This window comes from Photobacterium lucens (genome assembly GCF_009873615.1).
Classification (GTDB): domain Bacteria; phylum Pseudomonadota; class Gammaproteobacteria; order Enterobacterales; family Vibrionaceae; genus Photobacterium; species Photobacterium lucens.
Genome location: NZ_SSMG01000340.1, coordinates 1 through 14,654 on the forward strand (window position 1 = coordinate 1; position 14,654 = coordinate 14,654).

The 14,654-nt window shown below is 37.9% G+C and carries 12 protein-coding genes and 2 tRNA genes; 7 read left to right on the forward strand and 7 right to left on the reverse strand.

The features are described from left to right. Position 1 precedes the first annotated feature (1 nt). A tRNA-Ala gene (locus tag E5A76_RS14385) sits at positions 2 to 77 on the forward strand. Between the two features lie 115 nt (positions 78 to 192). On the opposite strand, the gene E5A76_RS14390 is transcribed toward E5A76_RS14385, so the two are convergent. Further along, positions 193 to 732 (reverse strand): LA_2272 family surface repeat-containing protein, encoded by a 540-nt coding sequence (locus tag E5A76_RS14390; protein ID WP_045069681.1) that lies wholly within the window; start codon positions 730 to 732, stop codon positions 193 to 195. A 312-nt stretch (positions 733 to 1,044) separates the two neighbouring features. Further along, a tRNA-Arg gene (locus tag E5A76_RS14395) sits at positions 1,045 to 1,120 on the reverse strand. Positions 1,121 to 1,314: 194 nt separating this feature from the next. Between E5A76_RS14395 and E5A76_RS14400 the strand changes: the two genes are divergently transcribed. Next, positions 1,315 to 2,607 carry a tyrosine-type recombinase/integrase gene (locus E5A76_RS14400; protein WP_161119333.1) on the forward strand — a complete coding sequence of 431 codons (1,293 nt, stop codon included), beginning with the start codon at positions 1,315 to 1,317 and terminating at the stop codon, positions 2,605 to 2,607. A gap of 56 nt (positions 2,608 to 2,663) precedes the next feature. Here the strand turns inward: E5A76_RS14400 and E5A76_RS14405 are convergent, their stop codons facing one another. Both E5A76_RS14405 and E5A76_RS14410 read right to left on the reverse strand, forming a co-directional pair. Continuing rightward, a complete protein-coding gene (locus E5A76_RS14405) occupies positions 2,664 to 3,410 on the reverse strand; it encodes a hypothetical protein (RefSeq protein WP_161119334.1) in 747 nt (248 codons plus the stop codon). Between the two features lie 75 nt (positions 3,411 to 3,485). After that, complete coding sequence (locus E5A76_RS14410; protein WP_161119335.1) at positions 3,486 to 4,298, reverse strand: hypothetical protein; 813 nt, start codon at positions 4,296 to 4,298, stop codon at positions 3,486 to 3,488. A gap of 197 nt (positions 4,299 to 4,495) precedes the next feature. Between E5A76_RS14410 and E5A76_RS14415 the strand changes: the two genes are divergently transcribed. The 3 genes from E5A76_RS14415 (at position 4,496) to E5A76_RS14425 (ending at position 8,881) form a co-directional block, all read left to right on the forward strand. After that, positions 4,496 to 6,232, forward strand: a complete 1,737-nt coding sequence (locus E5A76_RS14415; RefSeq protein ID WP_161119336.1) for a type I restriction-modification system subunit M — start codon at positions 4,496 to 4,498, stop codon at positions 6,230 to 6,232. After that, complete coding sequence (locus E5A76_RS14420; protein ID WP_161119337.1) at positions 6,225 to 7,502, forward strand: restriction endonuclease subunit S; 1,278 nt, start codon at positions 6,225 to 6,227, stop codon at positions 7,500 to 7,502. The genes E5A76_RS14415 and E5A76_RS14420 overlap by 8 nt, the downstream gene beginning before the upstream one ends. A 74-nt stretch (positions 7,503 to 7,576) precedes the next feature. Beyond that, positions 7,577 to 8,881: a hypothetical protein gene (locus E5A76_RS14425; RefSeq protein ID WP_161119338.1), complete on the forward strand. Its 1,305-nt coding sequence runs from the start codon at positions 7,577 to 7,579 to the stop codon at positions 8,879 to 8,881. Positions 8,882 to 8,925: 44 nt separating this feature from the next. Here the strand turns inward: E5A76_RS14425 and E5A76_RS14430 are convergent, their stop codons facing one another. Then, a complete protein-coding gene (locus E5A76_RS14430) occupies positions 8,926 to 9,714 on the reverse strand; it encodes a tRNA(His) guanylyltransferase Thg1 family protein (protein WP_161119339.1) in 789 nt (262 codons plus the stop codon). Positions 9,715 to 9,780: 66 nt separating this feature from the next. Further along, entirely contained in the window at positions 9,781 to 9,906 is a 126-nt protein-coding gene (locus E5A76_RS20710; RefSeq protein WP_262383664.1) for a hypothetical protein, read from the reverse strand. A gap of 196 nt (positions 9,907 to 10,102) precedes the next feature. Between E5A76_RS20710 and E5A76_RS14435 the strand changes: the two genes are divergently transcribed. After that, positions 10,103 to 13,255, forward strand: coding sequence for a type I restriction endonuclease subunit R (locus E5A76_RS14435; RefSeq protein WP_161119340.1), 3,153 nt, complete (start codon positions 10,103 to 10,105; stop codon positions 13,253 to 13,255). Continuing rightward, positions 13,255 to 13,974: a M48 family metallopeptidase gene (locus tag E5A76_RS14440; protein ID WP_161119341.1), complete on the forward strand. Its 720-nt coding sequence runs from the start codon at positions 13,255 to 13,257 to the stop codon at positions 13,972 to 13,974. The genes E5A76_RS14435 and E5A76_RS14440 overlap by 1 nt, the downstream gene beginning before the upstream one ends. Before the next feature lie 57 nt (positions 13,975 to 14,031). Here the strand turns inward: E5A76_RS14440 and E5A76_RS14445 are convergent, their stop codons facing one another. Next, a complete protein-coding gene (locus E5A76_RS14445) occupies positions 14,032 to 14,547 on the reverse strand; it encodes an HGGxSTG domain-containing protein (RefSeq protein WP_061012983.1) in 516 nt (171 codons plus the stop codon). Positions 14,548 to 14,654 lie beyond the last annotated feature (107 nt).

The following is a 14,654-nucleotide window of genomic DNA, read 5'->3' on the forward strand; positions in this document are numbered from 1 at the left end:
TGGGGCTATAGCTCAGCTGGGAGAGCGCTTCGCTGGCAGCGAAGAGGTCAGCGGTTCGATCCCGCTTAGCTCCACCAAATTCTTAAACCTTGCGTAAGCGAGGTTTTTTTATACCTGCTATTTAATAAAGAAAAGCCTCGCATTACACCTGTTTACGGGTAAGTGCGAGGCTTTCTTGTTTACGCGAATGAATTAGAATCGTGCGTTCACAATAGGGAATACAGGTAAGCTCTTGCTTACGAAAGTACCCGATTTGTCGTAGTTAATTAGACCAATCTGAATACCCTTATTGATATGATCGGTTGCGTTTACTAGACCAAACTGGAGGCCATTTAGTGAGCCAGCATAGTTAAACGTACCAAATTGTGCGCCAGTAAAGTTACCACCTGTGTAGTTTACTGCACCAAAGTCAGCACCTTTTGCATTGCCGTCGTTCCAGTTAGCTAGACCGAACTCAAGACCTGTCATCATTGAGCGAGTACGGTTCACACCAAATGCTAAACCAAAGTTTAAACCTTTAAACGTATCGATATCAGAAAGGCCTAATAGAGAGAAGTTCACACCTGTCACTGAACTAGTGTGTCCGTATAAAACGTTTAAGCGAGCACCTGTAACATTACCTGAAGGTAAATTAACACCAGGAACAGAAAGTTGAACAGGTGTGTTAGCCATAGCTGCAGCTGGAGCAAGAAGTGCTGCTGAAACAATAATTGAGGCTAATTTCATTTTCATAAAGACGTCCTAAATATGCTTATAACATTAACGTTATAAAGTGCAACTAGTATATACTTAAAGCAATAAAAACACCGTTCAAATACTGTAAGCTTATGTTTCAAAATGATCTTCTTATACTTAGATTACTCTGATTTAAAACAGGAAAATATCGAACTTTGTCAAAGCTGAGTGAGGTTTTTGCTTAGCGGTGAATGAGTGCTTTAATGCTATTTTTGTGGTGAATATAATAAGGGGGTACTTAGATCAATGAATAGGATATCAGTGTGTTATATATGAAAAAAGCCAACCTTTCGGCTGGCTTTCATAATATGGCGCTCCCTACTGGAGTCGAACCAGTGGCCTTCCCCTTAGGAGTCGAAATAAAGCAATGTTTTATTTAAACTAATTTCGATTCATTATCTTTAATAGTCTTTCTAAATCAAAATCTTATATTGATTATCGTGTTTTGTAGTATTACTTTGCTTAGCATACTATTTCGCGCTAACTGCACTAATTACGTCACTAACTACACTAGTTACTGCACTAGTTTTTACGTAAATTTAGACCAGTTTTTTGCGCCATGCTTTATATGAGGTTGTAATGCTGACGGTTACGAAAATTAAAGGCTTTAAAACAGATAAATCTTGTGAATATTTATGGGATAAGACTAATCAGCGTGGGTGTGGTCGCTTAGGTATTCGTGGTTCTTCTGCTGGCTCGAAAGTTTTCGTTTTTCGTTTCTTTATAGAAGGACAACGCCATTTCATCCAATTGGGTGCTTTCCCGCAGATGTCATTAGATAATGCACGTACGTTAGCTCAAACCTACGGTGGGATGTTGAAAGAAGGGCTCAATCCAAAGGAAGTGCTAGAAAAAGAACGTGAAGCAAAAGTGCAAGCTGAGAGAGAAATAGAACGATTAAAGAGCTTAGAAAATAAGTTGGGTTGTTTAGAACAGTTGGTTGATAGTTATATTAAGCAAATGGTGCTAGATGGTAAGCGTACTAGTGAACGTGTAAGAAAGGCTATTCAAGCTGATGTTTATCCGGTAATTCCACCAGCAACAAAAGCTAAAGATGTTACACCTCATGATATCAAAATGGTTTTAGCTAAGATGATACAACGAGGTGCGAGTTCTCAAAGTAACAAGGTTCGATCTTACCTACATGCTGCATTTAATCATGCACTGAAACATGATAATGACCCTGCCAAAATGTGTACTGAGACATTATTTAATGTGACATTTAATCCAGTGACACCAGTACCTAAACAATCACATGCTGATAGGGTTGGTGAACGTTGGTTAAAATGGGATGAACTCTATCTGTTACTTAGCAATGAATCAGGGCTGTATTTTGAGGAAGATATTCATATCTTAATTAAGCTCTGCGTTCATTTAGGAGGGCAGCGTCCTTATGAAGTGATGGCTACCCGTTGGGATTGTGTTGATTTTGATAACGCATCATTTGAAATTGCTGGTGAAGTTTCAAAAAACTACAGGGCTAATTTAATCCCCTTAACTGATACAGCATACTCACTATTATGCCGATTAAAAGAGATCAGCGGTGATAGTGTTTACCTTTTCCCCAGAGATAGTGCATCAGGGCATTTAGACCCAAACTATCTATCCAGAAAAATCCGTAAATTTTGTGTAGATACTGAGTTTAATAAGTTTGTGCCAAGGGATTTACGTCGCACAGTGAAGACATTAGCAGGGGAGCTGGGTATATCAAAAGAGATAAGAGATCGTATTCAAAACCACTCAATGAATGATGTTAGTTCTAAGCACTATGACCGCTATGATTACTTTAAAGAGAAGCGTATAGCACTTGAGCGTTGGGAAGCTAAATTGAATGCGAATGAAGTGAGTAACGTTATCTCGCTATTTGGTTGAGATGTAGATAGAAGCCAGCAATTTAATGTCTGGCTTCTCTTTGAATACAATACATATCAGTAAATGACTGGTTTTGTATTATCACTTTTATCAAACTCTTCAATTAGATAGTCGCCCATGCTACCTATTTGGGAACCGTCTCTTGTTAAAATGTGATATTTCTGTTTTGGTGATGAACCTAAAGCTATATTGCCTGCAAATCCACATAAGATGGCATGTACAGCTTCTTGAGCGACAAGAGTTAAGATTGGCTTTAAGTTATGTTTTACTTCAGTGGATAACCTTAATTTGTTAATTTCATCACCGATATATGTCCAACTTGGTTGATCAAAGTAGCCGTCAACTGTTTGTCGTATCGTTTGAGCGATATCAGAAGCTAAATGAGATTCAATAGTTGGCTCTTTTTCTTTTCTAGGTGTATTACAGTATTCAACGAACGCATGATATGCCATCGGTCTTAATGCCGTTATCAGAAGGTGTTCAACACCACTAAATATCTCGTCATCGTTTACTTTTTCATGCCAATCATTGAATTCTGAAATGTTTTTAGCGCTTGTAATTCCTTCACTGCATGGCGAGTTCCACCATAACCAATAAAGCAATGATTTGGGCAGTTCACGTACAAGGAGTTCAAGTCTAGGCTCTATTTGATAGCAATCAATGTAGGCTGTACCAACGGCGAGTTCAGCTCCGAAGTCAATTAGTAAGTTAGGATAGCTAGTGTTAACTAAGGCTGATTCTGCTTCTAATTCAGAAAGTAAGGGTTGCAACAATGATTTCAATAATAAAGATAAATCATCCATGATATTAACTCGCTATTTGCGTTATTCCATTAGCTTTTAATTGTTTAAGACTGTTAATACAGATGGTTCAATTTATTAAACAGAATGGTAAAAACGTTTTTCTGCTGATTTAGTATCTTTATAGGTTGCTTCTTTATCATCAATCACAAGGCGACCAAATCCTTCTAGGTAAGTGCCCGAATACAAAAAGTCACAATCTATATCCGTGGTTATAGGTATAGGAAGCGTGTCATGATCATCATAACTAGATGCGTCCAGTCCATATATTGAAAAATCGTTGAGTTCGTCATCTGTTAGGCATAACTTCTCTTTATGTTCAAAAACTTGTGCTTTTAACCATAGTTTGATGTTACCAAGCGATAACTCGTAAAGGTTACTATCAATATATCCATCAGCGCGGTCATCTGCTCTTTCCATCGAGAATACGGTCATTACCAAAGCAACAGAAAAAGAATGTTTACCAACTTTAATAGTTGGCTCATTGATTTCGCTAAGGTGGTCTTGGTCGCTAAAATTAAATAACTTTTCTGTTCGGATTTTATTGGCTGTATATTTATTGTCCTTTTTATCTTCATCTTTAAAGTAAGGGTGAGTATGAAAATTACCTAAATGGTTATATCCCTCGCCAAACACTCTAGCGATATCTTTTTTTAGATCTAATGAAATATATTGTGTTGAAACACTATCTCGTCGTCTTTTGGCTGATGTTTCAACAGAAATATGCTCAACGTTACACTTAAATGGAAGTCGCTTGTTGTGAGAGCCCCATAGGTGAGCAAAGGTTTCAATAGCCACTTTTGATTCACGGTCGTGTTTTATCGCATAGGCTTCTAATGCCGCCATGATTAGTTCAAAAATAGCGCTTTTACTGATACTTATAGTAGCCATCGGATCATATCCTTAATGTGATAGCATAAAAATGTAACCATCATAATCGTGGGGGCTTTAATTCAGAAGCACTTATCTTTCACTATGCGACAGTTACTTAATTTTACGCATTGTTGAACCTACTTCCTCCCTGTAAAATCTTGCCAACTTTAGGGCACTGTGTCTTCCTTGTGCCACCAGCTATTAAAAGAAGTGCTATGACAAATCATTTATCTCTCCAACAGCTTGAATCGTTCCTGTGGGAAGCGGCTGATATCCTTCGTGGCAACATGGATGCCTCTGAATTTAAAGATTATATCTTCGGTATGATGTTCTTAAAGCGCTTGTCTGATGCGTTTGAAGAAGAGCAAGAGAAGGTTATTCAGTTCTACCTTGATAAAGGTAAAACCCAGCAACAAGCTGAAGAATTGGCACAAGATGAAGATGAGTATGATGATACTTTCTTTATTCCTGCTAATGCACGTTGGGATGTACTGAAAGATTTAAAGCACGATATTGGTGCTGGCCTAAACAAAGCGACAGAAGAGATTGAAGAATACAACCCAAGCCTTGAAGGGGTATTGGTTACTATCGACTTCAACATCAAAAATAAGCTGTCTGATAAGAAATTACGTGATTTGTTATCGCACTTTAGCCAACACCGCTTACGCAATAGCGACTTTGAGCGCCCAGATTTACTAGGTACAGCTTACGAATACCTGATCAAGATGTTTGCTGATAGCGCAGGTAAAAAAGGTGGTGAATTCTACACCCCATCTGAAGTGGTACAACTGCTGGTGGCATTGTTAAAGCCTCATGCGGGAATGCGTATTTACGATCCAACAACAGGCTCAGGCGGTATGTTGATCCAAATGCGTAACTACCTTGCTAAGCATGGCGAGAATGCATCGAACTTGTCGCTGTACGGGCAAGAGATGAACCTAAACACATGGGCTATCTGTAAGATGAATATGTTCTTACATGGTGTCCTCAATGCTGATATTCGTAAAGGTGATACCCTACGTGAGCCGCAGCATACTCAAGCGGGCGAGTTAATGTGTTTTGACCGTGTTATTGCTAACCCGCCATTCTCTTTGAAAAAGTGGGGTAAAGAGGAATGTGATAACGATGGCTTTGGTCGTTTCCCTTATGGCACACCACCTAAAGATGCGGGTGATTTAGCGTTCGTACAACACATGATTGCCAGTACTAATGCCGAGGGCATGGTAGGCGTTGTTATGCCGCATGGTGTGTTATTCCGTGGTTCTAGTGAAAAGGCGATCCGCCAAGGCATGTTAGAAGATGACTTACTGGAAGCGGTGATCGGTTTACCATCAGGCTTATTCTACGGTACAGGTATTCCAGCTTGTATGTTGATTATTAACAAGAACAAGCCAAGTGACCGTAAAGGTAAAGTGCTGTTCATTAATGGCGAGTTAGAGTTCCAAGAAGGTAAAAACCAGAACAAACTGCGTGAACAAGACATAGCCAAAATTGTTACTACCTTCAATAACTTTGAAGACATCAAACGTTACTCAAAAATAGTACCTTACTCTGAAATTGCAGAGAACGATTTCAACTTAAATATTCGTCGTTACGCTGATACTTCGCCACCAGCAGAAATCTTTGATGTTCGTGCACTACTTCATGGTGGTGTGCCTGTACGTGAAGTCCAAGATGATTATATTGAAGAAGAAATCTTAAACGGCTTTGATGTATCAACGGTGTTTGATCGCAAAGATGATAACTACTTTATTTTTAAAGCTGAGATTGAGCGTAAAGAACATATCCGTACTGTGGTTGAAGCGGCTTGCGATGAGGTTGATGCGAAGGTGATTAGCCAATTAGAACGCTGGTGGGATAAGTACCAAGTATCATTATATCAATTAGATGCAGAGGTCACTGACGCCGAACAAGTGATGCATGGTTACTTGAAGGAACTGGGTTATGAGTAATCAATTACCCAAAGGGTGGACTTATAATTTGTTATCTACTTTAGCTGACATAGATAAAGATACATTAAAAGGATCCACTAATCCTAATTATAAATTTAGCTATATAGATATTGGATCTGTATCCACAGGTAAAGTTGTACTTCCTAATAATGAAGTTAGTTTTTCGGAAGCTCCTAGTAGAGCGAGGAAAAAGGTACAATTTGATGATGTATTAATGTCAACAGTAAGACCGAATTTAAAGTCATTCGCACATTTTAAGGCTAAAGGAAGTAATTTTATTGCTTCTACTGGTTTTGCTGTACTTAGAGCAAAGAATGGTAATAATAATTCTTTTCTTTTTAATGCGATTTTATCTGATGATATCTCACGACAGATTGATGCTCTTGTTGTTGGATCTAATTATCCAGCAATAAACTCATCTGATGTGAAAAATTTAGAGATAGTTACACCAAGTAAGCCTGAACAACAAAAAATTGCAGCGATTCTGACGTCTGTTGACGATGTGATTGAAAAAACACAGGCACAAATCAACAAGCTAAAAGACCTAAAAACAGGCATGATGCAAGAGTTGTTAACCCGTGGTATCGGTATTGATGGAAAGCCACATACTGAGTTTAAAGATTCTCCTGTAGGGCGTATTCCAAAGGGGTGGGATGTTTGGACATTAGACGACATGTCTGAAAAACGTAAGCCAGTATTAAAAACAGGCCCTTTTGGTTCTTCTTTAAAATCTAGTGACTTTAAAGAGAAAGGAGTTCCTGTAATTAATATTCAGAATCTTGGCGTAGGTAAATTAGAAACAAAAAATATTTATTTTGTTACTAATGAAAAAGCTAGAGAATTGAGTGGCTACAGTGTTTCCGAAGGAGACTTGGTTTTTTCGCGAGTGGCAGATGTAGGCCGTTCAGTTGTAATTCCTAAAGAGGCCATTGGTTGGATTATGTCCTCTAATCTAATGAGAATATCAACAGATAAAAGTAAGGTTGATTCTAAGTATCTAATGTATCAACTTGTTAATGGGCCATCTGTTACCTTGCAATTAAATCAAATGGTATCTGATGGTGGGCGCCAAGTTGTAACCGGACCTACAATTAAACAATTACAATTTCCAATACCAAGTATCACAGAACAAAAGATGATTGTGAATAAGATAGATTCTATTGATTATTATTTAAATGAGAAAGTAAAGAAAGTATCTCAGTTAAACGCTATTAAAAAAGCCTTAATGCAAGATCTACTAACAGGCAAAGTCCGTGTTAACGTAGACTGATATTTAACAAAACACCTTCACATGATGAAGGTGTTTTTGTTTCTGTACCCGCAAAATGTTTAAAGGTTTATGTTGTGACAATGGATAATACACAATCAGATAAGCAGCAGTTTGAAGAGCTGGAAAAACAAGAAGCCCTACGTATTACCAAAGATAATAAATTTAAAGTTGAAGATGGACGTAACAATCAATTTCTACCACCAGTCAAAGAAATCTATGCCTTTTTAAATATCAAACATGATGCCAAAACATGGTATCAGCTAGTACGTCAGCAAGATGCATCTATTCCCGAAATATCACCTAGCTCGTTAGATAACATACATCGACATGGTGTAGGTAAAAGAATATTTTTAAAGTTAACCAAAGCGATGAAGAAGTCATCTAATGTACTTTTAAATTTCATGCTTCCTAATAAGTACCCACTGGTAGATAGAGCTTTAGCCGTTAACTCGAATGCATCTGGTTGGTTAGGGTTATTGTTGATGTATCAAGAATTGCAAAACGATTCTGACGTTAATCAACAAGAATTATTGCACTATAAAAAACTCGTCGATTTTGTTAGCCAACGTTGCGAGCAAGAAATTGTATTTTATGAAGAAAACAAAAAGAAATTTCATGCAGGTGAAACGTATTTCTCGGATAAACAACAATACTGGGAAAAAAGGTTACATTCTTTTTATCAGCAATATACTCAATTGGATGAACCTATTTTAATAACTGTTGAGCAAATATTGCAGGATATAGATGTGCAAGCTTTGACTAAGAGTCAAAAAGTAGAATTAATTGAGAATGTGTATAAATTTGAATTTGATTTTTTGCTGAATTGCATTGCTTGTTATGACATTGGTTATTTAGAAGTTAACAATGTACTCAGCGTTGATGCTGATAATAAACCTGTACATAGTGCTATTTGCAGAATCATGGATCGCTATACTCAACCTGACAATAATGAAACGTGTTTTCATTCTTGTTGGGAAGTCATACGGTGTATTTTAGATGAAAATGATATTGATGTGAGTAACCGACAACTGGCCTCGTTTATTCCAATTAATCAAAAAGAAGGTACAGTAGAAACATTAAAAGATGCTCAATACAATGTGTTGAAGAAATGGTTTAAACAACAAGATCTTCCTTCTGCAGAGAAGCTACGCTCTTTTGTTGATGCTTTTTCTGAATCCATTAATTTTGCTTGGAGAAACCATCTTTTATTACTATCAAAGATGGCGCTTGGGGTTGATGCTCTATTAGTGGGGGAAATAAAGAGAATTGAACGAGAGTTTGGTTCAGATATTGATGTTACTGCTATTTGGAAGCGAGTTTTTAGCCAATATACTCAATATTATCAGTATCATTGCCACCAGCACTTTTTATCAAAATAATAATGAGGTTGTACGCTTTATAAGCGTACAACACCCATGCCTGTTTATTGGTTTCTATCCGCTAAATAGTTTTCAAATTTATCGATGCTGTTGCTGTAAAGCTCAATGAGTTTTACTAATGATCTATTTTTTATTGGCTTTAATTTTTTATCGTCATCAATGCAAGGAACAAACACGGTACAGCTTTTTTTCATTGACTCTATATTAAGGTTCAATTCTTGATATTTTGATTGATAGTAGCTGAGATTATTGTGGTTATGCTCATTGTAAAGTTCATTGTCAGACACACCATTTAAGCGCAACTCTTTTCCCATTGTATTACGATAATAAATAGCAGAGCGGTAAGCGATATAGTCTTTTACTTGTTGTTTATCTTTTAAGATTAAAGGCTTGCCATCGAATGCACCGTATATTGTGTGCTCAGATTCTAAACTGTGATGTATACCTTCTTTGGTAAAGAGAAAGCTGAGTGTTGATGCTAATGTCGTTACTATTTTTAATATACGGTCATCGTAGTAGTTATCATACGTGTTTAAAATAAAAGAAACTTCATCCGATGCCATGAATGCTGCGAGAAAGATTTGTTGAGCATTTGTTGGACTTTTACGGTGTAGACGGTAATAAGTTTGCTGTACTGCTTTTGCCAGTATCATTTTGAATTTTTTATTTACAATATCGTTTTTCAAATAGATTCGACTAAGGTTAATGCCGTCTAAACGTATAACTAAGTAATGATTTTCAGGTGTTGTTACCACTGTCGCTGATTCATTCTCAATGTCTTTAAAGCGCTTATGTTGAGCACAAAGATCGTTGATCAAATTAATATCTTTCATTGATGTACCATTCTTATTGTATCTTGTAGCGATACAGCGATGTATCGCTACATATTAAGCTTAGATTTATTCGTCATCTTCTAATTGATCTTCCCAATCATCTGGGCGTTCATCTTCACCTCGACTTTGCCAATAAGCATCATGTTCTGGGTTGAGTTGGCATGAGTAGTTATCCCAATCGTGTTGATCCATTATCTTATTCCTCTATTTGTATTATCAATGTGCCACCAGTTGGCGGTAGGAATAATGCCAAATACAAAAATCACTCGGGAGGGGGGGAATTTACCTAAAAAAGAAAAATATGCAGGCAGGTGATTACTAATCAATGTTTTCAAACAAGATTGTCGGTAAAATCAGACACAATTATCTGATGGTAAAGACGTAGACGATGAATCAGGACGAATTTAATAAAGTAGAAGCGCCAGCTATTGCCCAATTAATTAGTATGGGATGGGAATATATTCATGGCAACAAGCTGTCACCTGATTATTTTGAAGAAGGTGAACCTGAGCGTACCTACTTGAAAGATGTCATATTAGTCAAACGTTTGTCGTCTGCGATTAAACGCATTAACCCTTGGATCAGTGAAGAGAACTTACGCAAAGTCGTACGAGATATTACCCACCCTCACTTTGCAGCGTTGATGGAATATAACCATGCTATTTATCACATGCTGGTGGATTACATTTCGGTTGAACAAGATTTAGGGAAAGGGCGCAAAGGTCAAACGGTTAAGTTGGTTGACTTTGAAAACCCTGAAAAGAATGAGTTCTTGTGTACGAACCAGTTTAAAGTGGAAGGTGTTAATCAAAGCATCATTCCTGATATCGTCTGCTTTGTGAATGGTATTCCATTGGCGATCATTGAATGTAAATCCCCTTATATTACGAGCCCTATGTCTGCGGGTATCGATCAGCTAAGACGTTATGCGAATTTACGCCACCCTGAAGATAACGAAGGGGCGGAGCGCCTATTTTGGTATAACCAATTAATGGTATCGAGTTGCCGTGATTTAGCTAAGATAGGCACAATCAGCTCTAACGCTCAGCATTATGGTGATTGGAAAGATGCCTATCCATTTACTGATGAACAATTAGAAGCACAAGCCCTTCAACTACGTATTGAGCAAGGTAAATGGGACTTAGAACGTTTTGTATCTGAGCATCATCAGTTTGAACCGTCAGCCCTTGATATTGAATTGCCGAGCTCTTCGGGTATTACAGCTCAACAACGACTGCTTGCAGGTGTATTTAACCCTGTTAGCTTCCTCGATATTTTGCAGAACTTTGTTATCTATGAAACTGATGACGGTCGCATGATCAAAAAGGTCGCTCGTTATCAGCAATATCGTGCGGTGAATAAGGTTATCGAGCGTCTTAAAACGGGTGAGACTCGTCAGGATAAATCTGGTGTTGTATGGCATACCCAAGGTAGTGGTAAGTCTCTGACGATGGTAATGCTGGCTGTAAAGATGCGTCGAGATGAAGCGCTTAAACAATATAAGTTGGTATTTATTACAGACCGTACCCAACTCGATGAGCAGCTATCTAATACGTTTCGTGATGCACAAGGTGAAACGGTTTATAACGCTGATTCGGTGAAGTCGTTAAAAGCATTGTTGAAAAAAGATAGTTCTGATCTTGTGACAGCGATGGTGCAAAAGTTTGTTGATTTGGAGAAAGAGCTAACAGAAAACGGGAAATCCAGTTTTAGTGGCTTAAACCCAAGTGAAAAGATCATTGTCTTAGCGGATGAAGCACACCGTACCCAGTTTGGTGGTTTAGCTATGACGATTAACGCTGCGCTACCTAATGCGCCTAAGGTTGGTTTTACTGGTACTCCACTACTTAAGACACAGAAGATGTCTCAAGCGTTTGGTGGTTATATTGATCAGTACAAGATTAATGAAGCTGTTGATGATGGTGCGACTGTTCGTTTGTTGTATGAAGGCCGAGAAGTTAAAACGGAAGTAGCGGGGGAATCGCTAGATAAGCTGTTTGATGAATTCTTTGGTGATTACTCAAAAGAAGAGCAAAAAGAGATTAAGAAAAAGTATGGCGTTGAACGAGCTGTACGTGAAGCGCCTGCTCGTATTCGTTGGGTGTGTTTGGACTTATTAAAACATTACCGTGAACATATTCGCCCTGACGGTTTTAAAGCAATGATAGTGGTAGGTAGTCGTCATGCTGCGGCTATTTATAAGCAAACATTGGATGAATTAGGTGCGCCACCTTCTGAGGTCATTATTTCAGGGGATCATAACGATAAACAATACATTGCCAAGTACACCGATAAGGCACATCAAAAGAAAGTCATAGCGAATTTTAAAAAACCGTTTGGTGTCGATAAAGTCGGAACGGAAGAGAAAAATAAGAAGTTCGATAATACGGCATTCTTGATTGTAAAAGACATGCTACTAACAGGCTTTGATGCACCGATTGCACAGGTAATGTATATCGACCGTAAGCTACAAGATCATACTTTAATGCAGGCTATTGCCCGTGTGAACCGCACTTATAAAGGGAAGAGTTGTGGCTACGTTGTCGATTATTATGGGTTATCTGGCTACCTTACTGAAGCTCTACAGCTATTTAGTAGTGATGATGTTGAAGGAACATATCAAAGCTTAAAAGATGAAATCCCTAAGTTAAAGGCGACTCATACAAGAGCGATGTCCTTTTTCAAAAATGTAAAAGGGGATGATATCGAAGATTATGTGCTTGCGATTAAAGATGAAGTGGTAAGAGCCCAGTTTGAAATGGCATTTAAGGCATTTGGTAAGCAGATGAATATTGTTTTACCTGATGCGGCAGCGGCTCCTTTCATTGCTGATTTAAAGCTGTTAGGTAAAGTTCATAATCATGCTCGAAATATGTATCACGATACAGGGATGGACTTATCTGGTGTAGGTGAGAAGGTGCGTGAGCTGGTGGACGATCATATCTTTAGTACGGGAGTTAATCCGAAAATTCCACCTGTCGATTTATTAGCGGCTAACTTTAAACAAAAGGTAGAAGCCAATAAATCAGATGAGGCGAAAGCGTCAGAAATAGAAAGCGCGATTAAGCACCATATCACGATTAATCTTGATGATGATCCAGAGTATTACCGCTCATTAAGTTTGCGCTTGCGTGACATTATTGAAAAAACAGCAGGTAAATGGGAGCAGCAATTAGAGCTGTTATCACACATGGTCGATAGCATTGCGAGTGAGCATAAACAGGCTGCGCAAGATATTGGTTTATCAGCAACGGAATTCGCTTTTTATAATATTCTGATGGCTGAAGTGGTGAAGGTTAGCAATGAAGGTGTTGTTGCTGAAGATGTCTTTGAAGAAGTCAAAGCCACCAGCCAAGCATTAGTTGAACGTTTTGATGAAGCGACGATGATTGTTGATTTCTTTAACAAGCCTGATGAAATAAAGCGAATGAAGAAAGAGATCAAACGTGAGGTGCTAATGCGTTCATTTGGTGATAAATCACTAGTGAATATTTTGCAGGAGCGCTTTATGGAATTAGCAAAAACAAAGTTTGGTAAATAATGGCGGCAGATAAAGCAGCACTTGAGCAAATAGCGGCTAATGGCTATCTGGTTAATGTTAATCGTACGAAGCGCACCAAAACAGCAACGATTAATGTCGTTGAAGGTGAGGTTTCTATCACGGTACCTAAAGCGCTCGATATGTCACGCATTGTTCAAATTGTTGAAAGTAAGCATACGTGGATTATTGAGAAGTTGGCGATTCATGAGCAAGCCCCCCCTAAACGTGAGAAAGCGTTTGTTTCTGGGGAAGGTTTTTCTTACTTAGGTCGTAATTATCGCTTAAAGATAAATACGGGGGATTACCAGTCTGTAAGGCTTATTCAGGGGCGTTTAGCTATTACCCTTCCTGACGACATCGATCATAGGATATACGCACGTAAAGGGCTTATATCGTGGTATAAGCGTCAAGCTGAAAAGAAGATAAGAGAGAAGGTTGAACGTTACGCCCATATCGTAGGTGTTGAGACTGGCGTAATTAGAATTAAGTCATTTAAAAGCCGTTGGGGTAGCTGTACACCTTATGGTGACTTAGAGTTTAATTGGGTCATTATGATGGCACCTAATCGAGTGGTGGATTATGTAGTTATCCATGAGTTGTGTCATTTGATACAGATGGATCATTCTCCACAGTTCTGGCGTGAAGTTGAACGAGTAATGCCTGATTACCTTGAGCATAAGGAATGGTTGAAAGTTAATGGTCATAAGCTTGTAATTTAAAATATTAAATAAAGGTGAGTGCGCACTCATTAAATTACTTACTTATGTTACTAACTCTTACCAGGTGTCATGTGTCTTCATCCAGTTATCTAAAAAATGGCTTTGTGGTCGTGTTATTACTTGATAGTAATCATCTAACTGAAACTGCGGCTGATACACATGAAACTTAAAGTGCTGGTAATCCATTTCTTGGTAATATTTGTCAAGTGCTGTTTGTATTATTAACAAAGCATCAGAACCATATTTTTCAAATAAAAAATATTTCATAGTTTCAAGTGGTATCTGATTTTTATCCACTACATCAAACACTTTATGCCATTGAATAATATCACTATCCATTAAGATATCTAAATCTATAAAAGCCTTGTCTGCTCTTGATATGTATGAATCATCAACAATGTTTAAATAGAACCAATTAGGAAAGCGTTTAAATGCATTACGAGAGCTTATCAATTTACCTAATTCACTTATAGGCCCAGTAGATGCCCCACCATGTTTATAGCAACGATTATTTCTACCTGCACCTAACTCAGTGCATAAGCTGCCATCTTTATTTTTGGCATTGCAAAGCATAAAAGCTCCTTGGGTTGTTTATTAAAAGAATCCGAATTAAATAAAGTTCGCAGTTATTTTAAAAAAAATAAAAGTGATACAATATATACGGCTCTTACTATCAATTA